The 17,491-nt window shown below is 69.5% G+C and carries 13 protein-coding genes; 6 read left to right on the plus strand and 7 right to left on the minus strand.

Translation table 11 applies throughout. From position 1 onward, the window contains the following. Positions 1 to 59 precede the first annotated feature (59 nt). On the minus strand, positions 60 to 1,427 hold the full coding sequence (locus RIC11_RS05660) for a trypsin-like peptidase domain-containing protein (RefSeq protein ID WP_350209204.1): 1,368 nt from the start codon (positions 1,425 to 1,427) through the stop codon (positions 60 to 62). Positions 1,428 to 1,887: 460 nt separating this feature from the next. Here RIC11_RS05660 and metG point away from each other — a divergent pair, with 460 nt between their 5' ends. Both metG and RIC11_RS05670 read left to right on the plus strand, forming a co-directional pair. After that, positions 1,888 to 3,987 carry a methionine--tRNA ligase gene (gene metG / locus RIC11_RS05665; protein ID WP_350209206.1) on the plus strand — a complete coding sequence of 700 codons (2,100 nt, stop codon included), beginning with the start codon at positions 1,888 to 1,890 and terminating at the stop codon, positions 3,985 to 3,987. Between the two features lie 37 nt (positions 3,988 to 4,024). Beyond that, the gene (locus tag RIC11_RS05670) at positions 4,025 to 4,708 is read left to right on the plus strand and encodes a Uma2 family endonuclease (RefSeq protein ID WP_350209207.1); all 684 of its coding nucleotides are present in this window, start codon (positions 4,025 to 4,027) and stop codon (positions 4,706 to 4,708) included. A 15-nt stretch (positions 4,709 to 4,723) separates the two neighbouring features. On the opposite strand, the gene RIC11_RS05675 is transcribed toward RIC11_RS05670, so the two are convergent. Then, positions 4,724 to 5,779 (minus strand): transaldolase family protein, encoded by a 1,056-nt coding sequence (locus RIC11_RS05675; protein ID WP_350209209.1) that lies wholly within the window; start codon positions 5,777 to 5,779, stop codon positions 4,724 to 4,726. A 98-nt stretch (positions 5,780 to 5,877) separates the two neighbouring features. Continuing rightward, positions 5,878 to 6,873: an ROK family protein gene (locus RIC11_RS05680; RefSeq protein ID WP_350209211.1), complete on the minus strand. Its 996-nt coding sequence runs from the start codon at positions 6,871 to 6,873 to the stop codon at positions 5,878 to 5,880. Positions 6,874 to 7,060: 187 nt separating this feature from the next. On the opposite strand from RIC11_RS05680, the gene RIC11_RS05685 reads away from it, so the two are divergent. From RIC11_RS05685 to RIC11_RS05695, 3 genes are read left to right on the plus strand one after another with little or no spacing between them, the layout of a single operon-like run. Beyond that, positions 7,061 to 7,414 (plus strand): ArsR/SmtB family transcription factor, encoded by a 354-nt coding sequence (locus tag RIC11_RS05685; protein WP_350209213.1) that lies wholly within the window; start codon positions 7,061 to 7,063, stop codon positions 7,412 to 7,414. Positions 7,415 to 7,441: 27 nt separating this feature from the next. Next, entirely contained in the window at positions 7,442 to 8,029 is a 588-nt protein-coding gene (locus RIC11_RS05690) for a rhodanese-like domain-containing protein (RefSeq protein WP_350209215.1), read from the plus strand. A 52-nt stretch (positions 8,030 to 8,081) separates the two neighbouring features. After that, positions 8,082 to 9,761 carry an FAD-dependent oxidoreductase gene (locus tag RIC11_RS05695; protein ID WP_350209217.1) on the plus strand — a complete coding sequence of 560 codons (1,680 nt, stop codon included), beginning with the start codon at positions 8,082 to 8,084 and terminating at the stop codon, positions 9,759 to 9,761. A 46-nt stretch (positions 9,762 to 9,807) separates the two neighbouring features. Here RIC11_RS05695 and RIC11_RS05700 read toward each other — a convergent pair whose 3' ends face one another. The 4 genes from RIC11_RS05700 to RIC11_RS05715 form a co-directional block, all read right to left on the minus strand. Next, the gene (locus tag RIC11_RS05700) at positions 9,808 to 10,848 is read right to left on the minus strand and encodes a site-2 protease family protein (protein ID WP_350209219.1); all 1,041 of its coding nucleotides are present in this window, start codon (positions 10,846 to 10,848) and stop codon (positions 9,808 to 9,810) included. Positions 10,849 to 10,903: 55 nt separating this feature from the next. Next, positions 10,904 to 11,440 carry a translation initiation factor IF-3 gene (gene infC, locus RIC11_RS05705; RefSeq protein ID WP_350209221.1) on the minus strand — a complete coding sequence of 179 codons (537 nt, stop codon included), beginning with the start codon at positions 11,438 to 11,440 and terminating at the stop codon, positions 10,904 to 10,906. A gap of 299 nt (positions 11,441 to 11,739) precedes the next feature. Beyond that, on the minus strand, positions 11,740 to 13,398 hold the full coding sequence (locus RIC11_RS05710) for a hypothetical protein (protein ID WP_350209223.1): 1,659 nt from the start codon (positions 13,396 to 13,398) through the stop codon (positions 11,740 to 11,742). A 101-nt stretch (positions 13,399 to 13,499) separates the two neighbouring features. Beyond that, positions 13,500 to 14,675, minus strand: coding sequence for a DUF1559 family PulG-like putative transporter (locus tag RIC11_RS05715; protein ID WP_350209225.1), 1,176 nt, complete (start codon positions 14,673 to 14,675; stop codon positions 13,500 to 13,502). Positions 14,676 to 15,540: 865 nt separating this feature from the next. On the opposite strand from RIC11_RS05715, the gene RIC11_RS05720 reads away from it, so the two are divergent. Next, on the plus strand, positions 15,541 to 17,361 hold the full coding sequence (locus RIC11_RS05720) for a PEP-CTERM sorting domain-containing protein (RefSeq protein ID WP_350209227.1): 1,821 nt from the start codon (positions 15,541 to 15,543) through the stop codon (positions 17,359 to 17,361). Positions 17,362 to 17,491 lie beyond the last annotated feature (130 nt).

Raw genomic sequence — 17,491 nt, forward strand, 5'->3', positions numbered from 1 at the left:
GCCGGCCCCTCCCGATCCGGGCGCCAGTTCCATCGGGTCCGCTTGGCGCGGTCGTAGGGCTAGCGCGCGGGGGTCGCCACGCCGAGCGAACGCAGCGCCTGAAGGAACGCCGGCGACGCGGCGTCGAGCGTGAGCACCTCGGTCCCGGCGCCGGGGGCGTCGGGCCGGATGAGCACGACCACCTCGCCGCCGCGCTTGGCGATCTGCCCCAGCGCGGCCCGCTCGGCCTTGGCCATGCCGGCCGGCGGGGCCGGCGCGGCGGGGCTCTGGCCGCGGAGGATCGGCGTGAGGCCACGCGGCTGGGGCGAGGCCGGCGCCGCGGCCGACGCGAACGACGCGACCGCCGCCGGCGCGGCGGTGGGCTGGCGGTACAGGTCGGTCAGGCCGACGCGGTCGAGCTGCGCGTGGATCGACGCCAGGCCCGCGTAGATGCCTTGGTCGTCTTGCTCGTCGGCGAAGTTGCACACGCCGACCAGCCGACCGGCCGCGTCGAACAACCCGCCGCCGCTGCGGCCTTGCACGGGGGCGCCGGCCGCTTCGATGTTGGGGGGCCCGTTGTACCGGTCGAGGTCGACCACACGGCTCTCGCGCACCGTGGGGTCGGCGCCCAGGTCGCAACCGACGCTGCGGACCGGATCGCCGATGCGGAGCTCGCCCACCGACGCCGCCACCGGAGCGGCGGCCACTTCGGCCTCGGGGCGGATAGCCACCAGCGCGACGTCGGCCTCGAAGTCGTGGCTCACCAGCGTGCCGGCCACCTGGCCCACGACACGACCACCGCGGAACAGCTCGACCGCTAACCGGCCCTCGGTGTCGATCGCTTGGCCCGAAGCATCGCGGAACAGGTGAGCACACGTGACGACCAGGGCCTCGCCCTGCCGCGCGTCGACGATCGTGCCGGTCCCGAACGCGCGGCCGGCCGGGTCGTCGACGGTCAGCCGGACCGACGCGTCGAGCAGCTCGGCGTGCTGCGGGTTGGCCGCCGCCGGCGCGGCTTGCCGGCCGCCGGCGGGCAGGCCGCGCGCGGCCGTAGCGACCCGCTCTCGGCGCGGGGGCCGCGACTCGGCGGCGAACGTCGGCGGCGTCGCGCCGGGCTGGCCGCCGGCCGGTTTGGCGGCGGTGATCAGCTTGCGGAGCTCGCCGTAGTTGGTGGCGCCGACCAGCCGGCCCACCTCGACGCCGTTCGCCATCGCGACGAACGTCGGGTAGCTCATCACTTGCAGCCGGGCCGCTAGCTGCGGCTCGGCTTGCCCGTTGACCTTGCGGACCCGGACCCCTTCGCCCTCCAGGCGCGCGACGATCGGCGCCATCGCTTGGCACGGGCCGCAGGTGGGCAGGTAGAAGTCGAGCAGCTCGACTTGCTGGGCCGCTGCGGCTAACGGCCAGAGCGCTGAGGCCAGCGCGAACACGAACGTGCGGTTGACCATTTGAGTCCCTCCTTGGACGGCGTGGTCTGTCGGCGGTAGAGCCGCCGCGTGGCGCGACCGGCGGTCGGCGAGGCGTCTTGCCTGGCGGACCCGAGGGTCGCGGGGATGAGGGCGTCGAATCCTTCGACACGCTCCAGCCCAGCGAGCGACGTGGCTCCGTGAATTTGCTCCAGTCCTGTAATCGTTACAACCCCAACAACTCCGGCCGGCGCCAGCAGGCCACGGCTCTCGGCGAGCCACTGCTCACCAGAGCCGAGGGCGAAAGCCCTCGGAGGGCCTGCGTTTCTCGGTGTTTCGCTCCGAGGGCTCATGCCCTCGGCTCGGGCGGTGGGTGGGCTTGCGGATTACGACCGCCCCGAGAGAGCAGCTGCCGTGCCGCCTCGGGTCGTTTGCCTCAAGTCCCGCCGATAGAATGCCGCTTCGCCCATCTTCCCTAGCCGCTAGCAAAGCCACCCGCCGTATGCCCGATCGCCGCATGCTCGTGACCTCGGCGTTGCCCTACGCCAATGGGCCGATCCACATCGGCCACTTGGTGGAGTACTTACAGACCGACATCTGGGTCCGCTTCCAGAAGCTCCGCGGCAATCGGTGCGTGTACGTCTGCGCGGACGACACGCACGGCACGGCGATCATGATGTCCGCCAGGAAGGCGGGCGTGAGCGAGGAGGAGTTCATCGCGCGGATGAGCGAGGAGCACCAAGCGGACTTCGCCGACTTCCTCATCGAGTTCGACAACTACGGCAGCACCAACAGCGACGAGAACCACCAGCTGTGCGGCGAGCTGTGGAGCCGCATCCGCCAGGCGGGGCTGGTCAAAGAGAAGGACGTTGAGCAGCTGTACGACCCGGAGGCCAAGACCTTCCTCGCCGACCGCTTCGTCCGCGGCACGTGCCCGCACTGCGGCCTCACCAACCAGCACGGCGACAGCTGCGACAACGGCCACACGTACAGCCCGGCCGAGCTGGTCGACCCCGTGAGCGCGCTGAGCGGCGCCACGCCGGAGGTCCGCTCGGCGCCGCACTTGTTCATCGAGCTGGAGCAGCTACACGGCTTCTTGCGCGAGTGGGTCGACACCGCCGAGGCACTCCAGCCGGAGATCGCCAACTACCTGAAGGGTCACTTCCTCGGCCCGAAAGATAAGCCGCAGGAGCTGCGCGACTGGGACGTCAGCCGCCCGGCGCCGTACTTCGGCTTCGAGATCCCCGACTCGCCGGGCAACTACTGGTACGTGTGGTTCGACGCGCCGATCGGCTACATCGCCAGCACCCAGCAGTGGTGCGACCGCCACGGCGAGCAGCTCGACGATTGGTGGCCCCCGTTCTCTGAAAAACCAAGCGACGCCTGCGAGATCCACCACTTCATCGGCAAGGACATCACCTACTTCCACACGCTGTTCTGGCCCGGCATGCTCCGCACGGCCGGCCTGTCGCTGCCGGCGAAGGTCCACGTCCACGGCTTCCTGACCGTCGACGGCGAGAAGATGTCCAAGAGCAAGGGCACGCTGGTCGCCGCGCGGACCTACCTGAACCACCTCGACCCGCAATCGCTGCGGTACTACTACGCGTCGAAGCTCTCGGCGCGGGTCGACGACTTCGACCTGACGCTCGACGACTTCGTCACGAAGGTGAACACCGACCTGGTCGGCAAGGTCGTGAACCTCGCCAGCCGCACGGCGAAGTTCGTCGAGAAGACCGGGCTCTCGGCACAGTATCCCGAGGACGGCGGCTTGTTCCAAAAGGGGGCCGCCGCGGGCGAAGAGATCGCCGCCGCCTACGAGCGGTGCGACTACTCGCAAGCGATGCGGCTGATCCTCGCCTTGGCCGACCGCGCCAACCCGTTCGTCGAGGAGAACAAGCCCTGGGAGCTGCGCAAGGAGGCCGGTCAGGCGCAGCGGTTGCAAGATGTTTGTTCGATCGCGCTGAACCTCTACCGCCAGATCGCCATCTACCTCGCGCCGGTGCTGCCGAAGCTCGCCGAGCAAACGGGCGACTTGCTGAACGATCCGATTAACTTTTGGGACCAGGCGCAGAGGCCGCTCGTCGGCACGCCGGTCGCCAAGTTCACCCACCTGATGCAACGTCTCGACCCAAGCAAGGTGCAAGCCATGATGGATGAGTCTAAAGAAGCCACGTCGAACGGCGACGACAAGCCCGAGGTGAGCGAAGCGCTCGCCGCGGCGCTCGCCAAGTACGACGACGGCCCCGAGCCGCTCGAGAAAGAGCCGCTGACCGGGGAGTGCGTGTTCGAGGACTTCCTCAAGGTCGACCTGCGGATCGCGCGCGTCGTCGAGGCGAGCCACGTCGAAGGCGCCGACAAGCTGCTGCAGCTCACCCTGTCGCTCGGCGGCGGCGCCACGCGGAACGTGTTCGCCGGCATCAAGAACGCCTACGAGCCGGAGAAACTGGTCGGCCGCTTGGTGATGTACGTGGCGAACCTCGCGCCGCGGAAGATGAAGTTCGGCGTGAGCCACGGCATGGTCGCCGCGAGCGGCCCGGGCGGCGAGGAGGTGTACCTGCTGTCGCCCGACGAGGGCGCGAAGCCGGGCCAGCGAGTACACTAGGGGAAGAAGCAGCCCTGTTTCCGCCGTGAGGCGCGCCATGCTCACCACGACATTCGATTACGCCTACGACTTCGACCCATCCGCCGCACCCCGGCCAAGAGGGGAGCAGCCGGAGTTGGTGTGGGAGCTGGCGACCATGTTCCCCGCCCAGGGCGCGTGGTCGGTGCGGGACTACTTGGAGTTGACCGACGCCACTAACCGCAAGATCGAGTACACGAACGGACGGCTGGAGTTTTTGGCGATGCCGACGGTCACTCATCAGCGGCTCGTGTCGTGGCTGTTCCTCTTGTTGAACGGCTACGTAGCTAAGGCCGGATTGGGCGAGGTGCTGCCCGGCGGCATCCGAGTCTACTTCGACGACGCCGACGAGGAGAAGTTCAGGATCCCCGACGTGCTCTTCCTATCCAAAGGATCGGAGGCGGAATGGGGCGGCGAGCGGTATTGGCGGGGCGTTGACTTGGCGATCGAGGTCGTTAGTGACGACCCAAAGAGCCTCTCACGTGACTACGAGGACAAGGTAAGGGTCTACGGCGCAGGACGGGTTCCGGAGTACTGGATCGTCGACCCCCAAGAGCAGAAGATCACCGTCCTCACGCTCCCCGAGGGCGCCGACAAGTACGCCGAGCACGGCGTGTTCCGCCCGGGGCAGACGGCCACGTCCGTGCTGCTGGGCGGGTTCGCCGTCGACGTGAAGGCCTGCTTCGACGCCGCGAAGAAGTGACCTGCCGCGCGGCCCTCACGCCGGCGACAGCTCGGCGCGTTTCTCCGCGACCAGCTTCAGCAGCGCGTGCTGCGGGTCGGTGAACTTCTTCACGCCCTCGCGCAGGAGGACCTCTTCCATCTTGTCGAAGTCGACGCCCGCGTCGATCGCCGTGAGGACCGCCGGCGAGGGCATCTGTTCGACGCGGCTCGGGAACACCAGGCCGCTGTTCTGGGCCGCCTCGTTGGTCTCGGGCGGGTTGGTCTGGATGTCGCTGCCGGCGAGGGCCTCGACGTACTTCCAGGGCGGGTCGCCTTGTTTCTTGACGCCGGTGCTGGCGAAGATGATCTCTTGCTTGAGGTCGAGCTTCTTGTCGGCCCAGAACTCTTGGTTGGCTCGCCAGAGGCGTTTGGCGTTGACGATGCCGACCTCGCCCTGGGCGGTGGGGTCCAGGTCGGGGCAGTGCTTGTCGGTGTAGACGTCGATCCTCGAGATGAAGATGCTGTAGACGCTCTTGAACGCGTCGAGCGAGTCGCGCCGCTGGGCCCCGCGCCAGACCGCGTCGCGGGCGGCCTGGTACTGCCGCTCGGTGAAGATCAGCGTGACGTTGAGCGTCACGCCGGCGGCGCAGAGCTCCTCGAGGGCGTCGATCCCGGCCGGGGTGGCGGGGACCTTGATCATCCGGTTCTCTTGCCCGGAGCTCCACTCCTTGCCGAGCTCGATGTACTGCCGGACCCGCTCGTCGTGCGGCACGTGGCCGTCGGGGTCTTCCAGCAGGGGGTCGAGCTCGAAGCTGACCCAGCCGTCGTCGCAGCCGGAGTCTTCCCACGCCCAGTGGAAGGCCTCTTGGGCCTCGGCGACGGCGTGGTCGACCAGCGCCCAAGCGACGTCGGCGTCGTCGAAGCCTTCGGAGATCAGCTCGCGGATGGTGTGGTCGTAGCCGCCCTTCTTGATCAGGTCGGAGATGATCACCGGGTTGGAGGTCGCGCCGGTCGCGCCCCACGCGAGGTTCTTCTCGACCTCGGCCGGGTCGACCGAGTCGACCCACAGCTTGGTGCCGGAGTTGACGAGCGATTCGAGCGGCGTGGGCATGGCGGGGCGTCCCCTGGGCTGGCGGGCGGCGGTGGGTCTGCGCGAAGTATCGGCGCGTTCCGCCGAGCCGGCAACCCGCGGCGCGGGGGCGCAGCGGGTCAGACGAATTTCCGCCGGGCCAAGCCGGCCGCGCCGATGTAGCCGGCTCTTCCGCCGAGCTTCGCGAACTCGATGACGAGCTGGTCGCGCAGGCTGGGGATCAGCCGGGCCTTGGCCTGATCGCGGACCTCGGCCAGGAACCGCTCACCCAAAGAGTGGCCGGCGCCGCCGAACGTCATCGAGCCGCCGATGACCACCGCCTCGGGGTCGACGGTGTGGACGATCGTCACGAGGCCGATCGCCAGGTACTTGGCCGTTTCCATCACCAGGCAGAGGGCCACCTCGTCGCCGGCCTCGGCCGCGTTGGCGATCAGCAGCGGAGTGAGCTCCTCGCCCCCCTCGACGGTGTCCCTCAGCGCCGTTTCGACGAAGCGGTCGGAGATCGCCGCGTTGGCGCGGCCCACCACGCCGTAGCTGCCGCAGTACCCCTCGAGCGTGCCGCGGATGCCCAGCGAGTTGAGCGGCGCGGCGTCCGACGCGTCGATGATGATGTGGCCGATCTCGCCGCCGCAGCTGTGGGCCCCGTCGATAACCCGGTCGTCGATGATGATGCCGCCCCCCACGCCGGTCCCCAGGGTGACCATCACCAGGCTGTCGAAGCGGTCCCCCGCCCCGGTCCAGAACTCGCCGTAGGCGGCCGCGTTGGCGTCGTTCTCGTAGTTGACCGGCAGGCCGGTGGCCTCGGCGAACAAGTCGCGGAGCGGCGTGTTGTGCCACTCCGGCAGGTTGCCCGGACACAGCAGCACGCCGGTCTTCAGGTCCATCGGACCCGGCGAAGCGAGGCCCACCGCGCGGAGCTCCTCGACCGTCCGCCCGGCCTTCTCGGCGAGCCGCCCGAGGGCCTCCGCGACCCGCCGCGCCGCGGTCTCGGGGCCGTTCTCTTGCTCGGTCGGGATCGACTCGTAGGCGACCGTCTGGGCGGTGTCGTCGACCAGTCCAATCTTGATGTTCGTCCCGCCGATGTCGACGCCGGCGTAGAGAGGAAGATCGGGCATGGCGGCGGGTCCTCGGACGGCGAGGGCGGAGAACGTCGGGGAGCGGTCACGAGATAGGGATCCTAGGCGTCTGCCGGCCCGCGTGCCAGCGTCGCGGCCAGGTGCTGAGCGGCCGGCGGAGCAGCGACACGAGCCGCCGAGTTTCATTGGATTGACATGTCGGGATATTACGATATATTTACCAGTAGTGAGCGACTCCCCCACCACCGCCGACGCCCAGCGCGCCGCGCCCCGCCTAACCGACCTCGAGGCCCTCGCCCAAGCGGCCGAGTGCCTCAAGGTGCTGGCGCACCCGCACCGCTTGCGGATGGTGCAGATGCTCCTGCAAGGCGACTGGACTGTCGGCGAGCTCGCCGACGCGTGCGGCGTGGCGAGCCACGTGGCCTCGGAGCACCTCCGGCTGATGCAGCGGTGCGGGTTCCTGTCGAGCGAGAAAGACGGCCGCCGTCGCTACTACCGTGTGGCCGAGCCACACCTCGCAGCGATCCTCGCCTGCGTCGAAGCCCGCTTCGACAACCAAGCACCGATTCCTAAACCCTGACCATCCCCTCAAACCCCTCGCTCCGCCATGTGCCCTTCGGTCACACCCGACGAATTGCGTGAAGCGCTCAACAACGGCGACCCTACGCTCATCGACGTGCGGACCCCGGCCGAATTCCGTGAGGTCCACGTGCGCGGCGCGCAGAACGTGCCGCTCGATCGGCTCAAGCCCGAGCGGTTCCGCGATCACCGCGGGCCCCTGTACGTGGTCTGCAAGAGCGGCTCGCGCAGCGCAAAGGCGGGCGAACAACTCCAGTCGGCGGGCGTCGAGCAGGTCCGCACGGTCGATGGCGGCACGGAGGCCTGCGTGAGGGCGGGCGTGGAAGTCGTCCGCGGCCAGAAGACCATGTCGCTCGAGCGCCAGGTCCGGATCGCGGCCGGGTCGCTCGTGGTGCTCGGCGTGCTGCTCGGCTGGCTGGTGCACCCGGGCTTCTACGGCCTCTCGGCGTTCGTCGGTGCGGGGCTGGTGTTTGCTGGCGTGACCGACACGTGCGGCATGGGCATGCTGCTGGCCCGCTGCCCTTGGAACCAAGCGAGCGGCTGCGACGGGCCCTCTTGCGACGGGCCCGCTTGCGACGGGCCCTCGCGCGATGGCGCCAACAAGACGGCCGCCTGAGCGGGCCGGCGAGGGCTCTTCTGATAATTCACTCTGTTGAGGACCCGGAGCCATGAAGGTGGTCATCATCGGCGGCGTGGCCGGCGGGGCGAGCGCCGCGGCGCGGCTGCGGCGGCTCGACGAGTCGGCCGAGATCGTCGTGATCGAGCGGGGCGGCCACCCGTCGTTCGCCAACTGCGGCATGCCCTACTACATCGGCGGCGAGATCGCCTCGCGCGACAAGCTGCTCGTCGCGCCGATCGCGATGCTACGCGACCGCCACCGGCTCGACGTGCGGGTGCGGCAAGAGGCCCTCGCTATCGACCGCCGCGCGAAGCGCGTCCGCGTGCGCGACCTCCAGGCCGGGCGCGAGTACGAGGAGTCTTACGACAAGCTGATCCTCTCGCCCGGCGCGGCGCCGATCGTGCCGCCGATCGACGGCGCCGACCTGCCGGGCGTCTACACGCTGCGTAACCTCGACGACGCCGACCGGCTGCACGCCGCCACGCGCAACGCGAAGAGCGCGCTGATCGTGGGGGGCGGCTTCATCGGCCTCGAGCTAGCGGAGAACCTGGTCCGCCGCGACCTGCAGACGACGCTCGTCGAGCGGAACCAGCAGGTCCTCACGCCGTGGGACGCGGAGATGGCGGCGCCGGTCGCCGCGACGCTGCGTGCTCACGGCGTCGACCTGCGATTGGGCGACGAGGCCACGCGGATCGAGGCCGCGCCGGACGGTTTGGTCGTGACCACCGCTGCGGGGGACTCGATACGCGTCGGCTTTGTCGCGATGGCGATCGGCGTGCGCCCCGAGAGCCGCTTGGCCGTCGACGCGGGGCTCGAGGTCTCCCAGCGGGGCGGGATCGTCACCGACATGCAGATGCGCACCAGCGACCCCGACATCTTCGCCATCGGCGACGCCGTGCAGGTCACCCACGCGGTGACCGGCCAGCCGACACAGATCCCGCTCGCCGGCCCGGCGAACCGGCAAGGCCGCCTCGCCGCCGACGCGTGCGTCGGCCGCGACACGAGCTTCCGCGGCGTGCAGGGCACGGCGGTCGTCGGCCTTTTCGACCTGACCGCCGCAATGACCGGCCTCAGCGAGAAAGCAGCCGAAGCGGCGGGCCTCGCTTACCAAAAGGTCTACGTGCACCCCGCGAACCATGCGGGCTACTACCCGGGCGCGGAGGGAATGACGCTCAAGCTGCTGTTCGACCCCGACGACGGCCGGGTGCTCGGTGCGCAGGGCGTCGGCGGAGCGGGGGTCGACAAGCGGATCGATGTCGTCGCGATGGCGATCCAAGCCGGCATGACCGTCTACGACCTGGAGGAGGCCGAGCTGTGCTACGCGCCGCAGTACGGGTCGGCCAAGGACCCGGTGAACATGGCCGGCATGGTCGCCGCGGGCGTGTTGCGCGGCGATCAACCGGTCGCCCACGCGCACGAGCTGATCGATTCCGATCCGGCCGAGCGGCCCTTCGTGCTCGACGTGCGCACGCCGGGTGAGTTCGCCGACGGCGCGATCCCCGGCGCGGTCAACGTGCCGATCGACGAGCTACGCGAGCGCCTGGCCGAGGTCGCGAGCGACCAGCCGATCGTCGCCTACTGCAAGGTCGGCATGCGCGGCTACCTGGCGACCCGCGTGCTCCGCCAAGCGGGACGCGACGCGCGGAACCTGTCGGGGGGCTACACGACGTACCGCCAATTCACCCAGGCGCGCGGGTTGGCCAGGGCCATTGCAGCAACAGCTTCTTGAGGGAAGCGTTGGGTTGTCTGGGAAGGCGTCGTGGGAGTGCGCTCGGTCACTGCCGCAGCCCCAGCAGCGGGAAGCACAGCACCGGGATCGCCAGCGACGCCACGCCCAGCAGCCACCGCCAGGTGTCGAGCTCGACCGAGTCGTCCGACGTGGGCGGGTGGTCGACGCCCATCAGGATCACCAGGATCAGCATCGGCGTCCAAACGGCCGCTTGGTCGAGGTTGATAACCACGTAGGTGATCGCGACCACGATGAACGCCCGCGCGAGGGTGTGGGCTTCTTTGCCGAAGATGCCGTAGATCGTGTGGCCGCCGTCGAGCTGGCTGATCGGCAGCATGTTGAGGCCGGTGATCAGCATGCCGACCCAGCCCGCCATGAACAGCGCGTTCACCTGCGACACGCCGATCCACTCCCCCCCGCCCTGCACGCCCGCCCCGTGCTGCGCCTGGATCATCCACTTGACGATCAGGGGGCTGTTGAGCTGCACCTCGACGGCGCTGACCTCAGCGGGAGCGGTCAGGTCGAGCCGGCCGACGCCGATCCACAGGATCGGCAGGGCCACGACCAAGCCGGCGAGCGGCCCGGCGATGCCGATGTCAAAGATCTCGCGCCGGTTCGCCCGCAGCCCGTCCATGCCGATCACCGCGCCCATCGTGCCGATCGGGTTGAAGGGCACGGGGATACAGAGCGGGTAGCTGGCCGGGATGCGGTGGCGCAGCGTGAGCACGAAGTGCCCCATCTCGTGCGACAGGAGGATCGCCAGCACCGCGAGCATGTACTCCACGCCCTGGCCCCAACCGGCCCGCAGCGTGGCGAACATCTCCGGCCAGCTCTCCATCCGCTCCAGCGGCCGCCAGTCCGCCGCGCCGACCCACAGCGTGCTCGCGCAGGTGGCCAGGAAGAGCAATACCGGCAGCCGCACGCGGCGGCGCGGCACGTGGCCCGCGGCGGAGTTCGAGCGCAGGTCGCTCGCGCGGAGTTCGCGCCCCGCCCCAATCTCGGCGTGGAAAGCCCCCGGCGACTCGCTCGACGCAGCCCTAGCCGCGGCGGAGCGCATCGGGGGATGCGGCGGGATAGGTTCGCTCATGCGCCCGATCGTAGGGCCGGCCCGGCGGCGGCGGAACCCGGCCGCCCGGGCGGCGTCACTTGGGGGCGAGCGTGACGATCACACGGCGCCCTTGCATCGAGGGGCCCTGCTCGACCTTCGAGATCTCCGCCAGCTCCGTGACGACCCGCTGCACGAGCTTGAACCCCTCATCGGTGTGCGCGTTCTCCCGCCCGCGGAAGATCACCGAGAAGACGACCTTGTCCTTCTTCTCCAAGAAGCCCCTGGCCCGTTGGACCTTGGTCATCAGGTCGTGGTCGCCAATCTTCGGGCGGAGCCGGATCTCTTTGTTCTGGCTCTGGTGGACGTGCCCCTTGTTGTGCCGCTTCTTCTGCTGGTACTTGAACTTTCCGTAGTCCATGATCCGGCAGACCGGCGGGCGCTCGTTGGGCGCCACCTCGACCAGGTCGAGGCCGGCGTCGCGCGCCTTCTGCAGGGCCTCTTCGGTTGGGATCACGCCGAGCTGTTCGCCCTCGGCCGAGACCACACGAACCGGCGTGATGCGGATCGACTCGTTGATACGTTGGGTGTCTTTGCGATCGGCGTTGCGATCGACGACGCGGAAACGGGACAAATCGGTGCCTGCAACAAGGAAAGGGAAGTGGCGACGGGCCGGCCGCGCGAAGCGGCGGCCAGTCCCCCTAGTGAAACCAGCCTCGAAAGTATTGGTCACGCAGAGGGGCTGCGTCAACAGAACCGGCCGTGCCGGCTCGGCCAGATCGGCAGGTTCTGCGGCCGCGTCCCCCGCGGCCCGCCCCGCCCGCTTGACAGGGCAGGCGCGGCCGCTCGCCATGGTGTGCAAAACGCGCGCCGCGCGAGCCGGCCGGGCGATCCCCTCGCGCTGCCGGGGCTAAAAGGGCTCAACCCGTCCGTCTAGCCTTCTTTCGCGCCCTCGTGCAGAGCCGCTAGCTTGCTCCGCAGGATCACCACCTGCCGCTCCAGCGCCTGCTGGTCGATCCGGACCCGTTCGAGGATTCTTTCGGAAGAACTCTTGATGGTTTCGGCCGGCGTTCGGATCCGCTCCAGCCCGGCGGCCCGCTTTTCGATCTCGTTGATCGCCCGGTCGATCGACTCGAGGTCGACTTCTTCGGCGGAGTCGCCCCGGTGGCGCTCGACCACACACGCGCGGGCGATCTCGATAGCCGCCAAGAGGTAGGGGTCGGTCGCCGGGTCCTCGGCGTCCCACACGACGATCAGGTCCTGCCCGTAGCGCGCCAGAGGCTTGACCCCCGGCGGGGCGAAGGACCGCGACCACACGAACACGCCGAACTCCGCCGAGCGGTTCTTGCGGGCGGTCTCGAGCTCGTCGATCGCGCGGGTCAGGCTGTAGCCGCGGGCTTCCTTGGCCTCGAACACGATGGTCGCCCCCGGCGCGGGGGTCTCCGGGCCGAGGCGCAGCACGGCGTCGCCGACCTTGCAGTTGCGGACCAGGCCGGTCGTGGCGCCGCTCGCCTCGCAGAGGTCGCCCCGTTGCTGCGCCTGGTCGGTCAGGAACGCACAGACCGCGTCCTCGAAATCGGCGCCGTGCTCGGGGCTGGCGGCCGCCGACGCGCGTTTCTGCACCAGGGTCGCCAGCTTCTCGTTGACCTCGTTCTGGAACTCGGCCGTGGCCTTGACCTGCGCTTCGAGGATGGTCATCAGCTCGCGCTTCAGCCGCGACAGGCCGGAGTGGTCGTTGTCGAGCGAGAACTCGCTGGTGATCGTCCGCTGCGCGCGGTCCACGTTGCGCACCAGCCGGCTGAGGGCGGAGTTCTCTTCGTCGAGCGAGAACTCCTTAACGACCTCGTCGATCTTCTGGCCGAGCCCCTTTTGCAAGTCGCCGTGCTTGCCGGAGAGCTCGTCGACCAGCCGCCGCAGCGCGCTGTCGGGCACATCCAGGGAGAACTCGCGCAGCACGTGCTCCCGCTGGCGGGCGAGCTGCTCGTCGACGGTCCGCTGCAGCCGCGCGAACAGGCCGCTCGACTGCTCGGGGTCGAGCTGACGCATCAGCGGGCTGTCGCGCCCGAGCTGCGTCGAGAGCAGCTGCGCTAGCGGCGAGCCGTCGCCGTGCAGCTGGTTCCGCAGCAGCGTGGCGAGCTCGCCGTCGTCGCTCACCAGGCGCTGCACCCGCTCGGCCAGCCGGCCGCTCTGCGGGTCGAAGTATTCCTTCAGCACCGCGGCGGTGCGTTCCTGCGAGCTGCGGGCGTGCGCGTCGAGGGCCGCGGCGAGGCGGCCCACGAGCTGGTCGCCGGCGGCCTTCACATGCTCGGCGCCCGCCTGGCTCGCGGCGTGCCTCAGGGCGGCCACGCCGATCCGCAGCGCGTCGACAGCGAACGCGTCGCGTTCTCGCCCGGCGGGCAGGGCCGAGAGGGCCGCTACGACGGCCGGGTCGCGGACGTCGAGCTCCAGCCGCACGAAGGGGGGCGCCTCGCCCGGGCTCCAGCCGTACGAGCCGTCGTCCAGGGCGGTGTCGTCGGCGTTGGCCGCGTCGGGGTCGGCTTCGCGCGGCGGGCGCGGTGCGAACGGGAAGGCGTGCTGGGCTTCGTGCGGCATGCGGGGCGGCGGTCGGAGGCGGAGCGTGTCCTACGCCAGCTGTTGTAGCGGATTGCCGGTTTGTTTGTACACCAGCGCCCGCTCGCGACCTACGACTCGCCCTACTGCACGCTCTCTTCGCCGTTGCGCGAGCCCATCGCCCGCCAAGTCGCCAGGTCGATGTCGTCCGCCACGAAATCGACGTGGCCGTCGACGAAGCAGACGTTGACCCCGCCCGGGTGGGCGCTGAGGGCCGACATCACCGCCCCCTCGGCGGGCGTGTCGGCGATCGGCGTTTGGATCCCGCAGCTGATGTACTTCCAGTTCGGCGGCACGGTGTGGTTGTACTGCGTGCAGGCGTAGCCGGCGAAAGGCCACCCGTTGGACCACAGGCTCCCGGTCGCCCACGAGCCGGCCGACGCGAAGTAGTCGGTCCTGCCCGGCGAGTACTGCGCGTTGGTCTCGTTGATGCACTTGTCGACATACGCGTCGACCGTCGGCTCGCTGATGCCGCTCATGAAGAGGAAGTCGCTCGGCGTCGCTTGGCCGTCGCTGGTGCGGTCTTGGCCGTTGGGCTGCGAGCCCCGCAGCCGTTCCGCCCACATCGCGGTGTTCGAGGTCCCGTCGGTGAACTTACCGACCGGCAGGCCGTCGCCCATGTTGAAGGCGCCGTTGCCGTTGGAGTCGAGGCCGTTGGCGTCTTGCTTGTTCCTGTCTTGGCGGCGCCCCATGTCGCCCGACGAGAGCGTGCCCGCGTAGGGGGTCGAGCCGCCGAAGTTGACGAAGTAGTTGTTCGCCGAAACGACACGGTCTTGGTTCGGCTCGGACGGGCAGAGGAACAGGTTGCCCGCCTTGGCGAAGGCGGCGTAGCTCGGGTTGACCGGGTCGCCGGCGCCGTTGACCATCGGGCCGCTGACGCCCGCCTCGAAGTCGATCAGGTCGTAGATCGTCCCCTCTTCGAGGTACTGCAGCACCCGCACGTGGACCGACGAGTTGTTGGTCACCGCGCCGGGCGGGCTCGACTGGTAGTTCGTGTAGCTAGACAGGATGAGCCCGTCCTCGGGGCGGAAGCGGTCCGGGAAGGGGCGGCCGGCGGGGAGCCGCTTGTTTGCGCTCTCGTAGTTGAGCGTCGCGAGGCCCATCTGCTTCACCTGGTTGACGCACTGGGTGCGCCGGGCCGCTTCGCGGGCGGCTTGCACGGCGGGCAGCAGCAGCGCCACGAGGATCCCGATGATGGCGATCACCACCAGCAGCTCGACGAGGGTAAAGGCGGCTTTCGAGCGGGGCGGGGTAGGCATTTGCTTACGGCGCCTAGGGAAGGGTGAGAGGCTTGGCGCCGGCGGCGGCCAAGGGCTTGGGCGGGGAGTTGGGCCCTTCGGAGCGGGGTCGTGCCGACCGGCGGGCGCGGAGAGGGTGGGGGCCGGCCGGTGATCGCGGCGGCGAGTTGCTTCGGGAACCGGCTCGCGAGAAGCGCTCGCAGCGGGCCGGCCCTTGGTGGCAGGAAGACAGCAATCTACGCTCGGCCGCAATTACGCGTGGCAGCTAAAGTCGTTCGCGCTGCGAAGAACTTAGTCGCGGTTTCGCTGCAGGACAATTGGTCGATTGTTCCGTGCGCCCCACCGCAGCCGCCGTGCGCGATCGCACGCTACGGCAGAAAAAGCGCGGGGGGCGTTTTGTTAAGTTTCGATGAAAAGCGGTTCCCAGCGCGGCGGATAGACAAGTACCTTTACGGCTTCGTGTGGAGCTGCCTGCCGTTGTCCGGCGAGCGTCGAGGCGTGATGGATCGCTCGCGAACAGGCTCCACAAGCTCACCGAGTCGTCGGAGCGTGGCGCCGACCGCCAGAGACAGCTCCTTCGTCGACCCCCACCGACCCGCCCCATCCGAAGCGCCGCGGCCCGAGCAGCTTAGATTCGTTCCTCTGCTCTGAGAGGAGCGCCCGGCTGCGGACGGCGGACATGCTGAATCCGAGCCGATCGGCCCCGCGGCGCCCTGCCCCCCAGCGTGGCCCGCTATCCAGAGATCGGTCCGGCGCTGCCGCTTCCTGTGATTCTCTCCTGACCCCCCACCCCGACCCGGTCCGCTTGGCCACCACGGCTCGAGCGAGCGCGGCCGCCGGCGCGGCCCGACCACCGTCGACTTCCAACACCTCGGAGTTCCCCTCGATGAAGACGCAGCGAATCACACGCCTTGGCCTGTTGGCCGCGTGGGCCGTGTCGGCCGCCGCTTCGGCGCAGCCGACCGGTGGTTTCTTCGTTCACCTGAACCAACAGCAGAACAACAGCGACTCGCGCAGGTCGGTCACGTTCTACAGCGCCGACGACCTGAACTCCGGCGCAGCCAGCCCGTTGTTCTCGGTGCACGTGCCCGGCGAGATCATCGGCCCCGGGTCGTACAACTTCGAAGAGGTCAGCGCCATCGCGGCCGACCCGTTCACGGGCGACGTCTACGTCGCGGCGTTCGACAGCGGCGACGTCGGCTCCGTCGAGACGGGCGGCGAGTTCTCGCCGGCCGACTCCGACGGCGACCTCGACATCTACCGCATCGACTTCGCCACGGTCTACGACCACTGGGCCAGCAACTTCCAGGGCACGACGGTCACCGCCGGCTCCACGCCCGGCGTCGGCGGCGCGGCGCCGTTCATCCCGGCGGGCGCGCCGGCGGGCGGCTTCGATGATTACATCACCTACAGCTCGCTGCCGCAGGTCGGCGCCGGCCTGAACTTCGACGACCTGAACCGCGCGCACAGCAACACGTTCTCGCTGCCCGGCTCGATCGAGAAGATCGCCGAGGTGAAGCGGAACAACGGCGCCGGCTTCTTCCCGTTCGCCCTGGAGTTCATCAACGACAGCACGCTGCTGCTGCTCGACAACGACTCCGCCGCCGGCGCCGAGGAGATGGCCTCGAACGACCACGCGTTCCGCTTGATCGAGCGGGTCGCCACCACGCCCGGCCTGGCCAACGACTCCAGCGCCGACTACCTCGACGGCGGCTTCAACAACGGCACGACCGAGTCGTGGAACTCGCGGGTCATCGGCCTGGTGAACCAGGACTTCGCGGGCGGCGTCCCCACCGGGCACAGCGAGCCGGAGTCGATCGCCTACTACTCCGACCCCGTGACCGGCACGTCCGGCTTCTGGGTCACCGAGTCCGACGGCGGCGGCGACGACGTCGCGTTCTACGACATCCTCGCCGGCGCGTACCGCCAGCAGCAGGTCGGCGGCGGGCCCGACTACCCGACCTCGTTCGCGCTAGACAACGACCCGCTGTCCGACCCCACCAGCAACGACGGCAAGGCCGAGCACATCTTCGTCGACGCCGACACCGGCGACCTGATCATCGTTGAATCGGGCTTCGGCGACGCGGCCGACGGCATCTCCGACGCCGACCACGAGCCGGCCGTGATCCGCCGCGAGGTGCTCACCTACGACAACGGCGAGGGCCGCATCCAGTTCGGCGCTTGGAGCGAGAAGAAGATCACCACCCCGGTCAAGGAGCCGAGCGACAACATGAGCGGCGGCGGCCAGTTCCTCGAGCGGGGCCACTGGGCCGCCTACAACAGCGAGGAAGACAAGGTCTACTTCCTCAACCCGAGCGGCGGCAGCGGGACCGCCCCCTTCCAGGCCGACATCATGGTGCTCGACGTCGCGACGGGCTTGACCACCAATCTGCTGAACGTCGACGAGAGCATCTCGCTGTTCTTCGGCGACAGCTTCGGCGACGTGGCCGACTACTTCTTCCTCGGCGACGACACCCCGCTCGCCGGCGACTACAACAGCGACGGCGTCGTCGACGCGGCCGACTACACCGTGTGGCGCGACGGCGACTCGCCCGACAGCAGCCAAGCCGGCTACGACCTCTGGGCCGAGAACTACGGCGCCACCGCCGCCACGGCCGCGGGCGTGCCCGAGCCGGCCACGGCGGGCCTGGCTCTGCTCGGCGCGGCGGCGCTGCTCCGGCGCCGCTCGCAGCGCGTGCGGGGCTAGGCGCCCCGTCGTAGATCGATCGTCGAAACGGGGCGGCGTCCAAGGGCGCCGCCCCGTTTTCTTTTCCGCGTGCTACCTCGGCCGCCCGCCGGCAAAGCTGCCTCCCAAGAGCCATCCGCGCGGGCCCGCT

It is taken from the genome of Botrimarina sp. (assembly GCF_040219535.1).
In the GTDB taxonomy this organism is placed as follows: Bacteria; Planctomycetota; Planctomycetia; order Pirellulales; family Lacipirellulaceae; genus Botrimarina.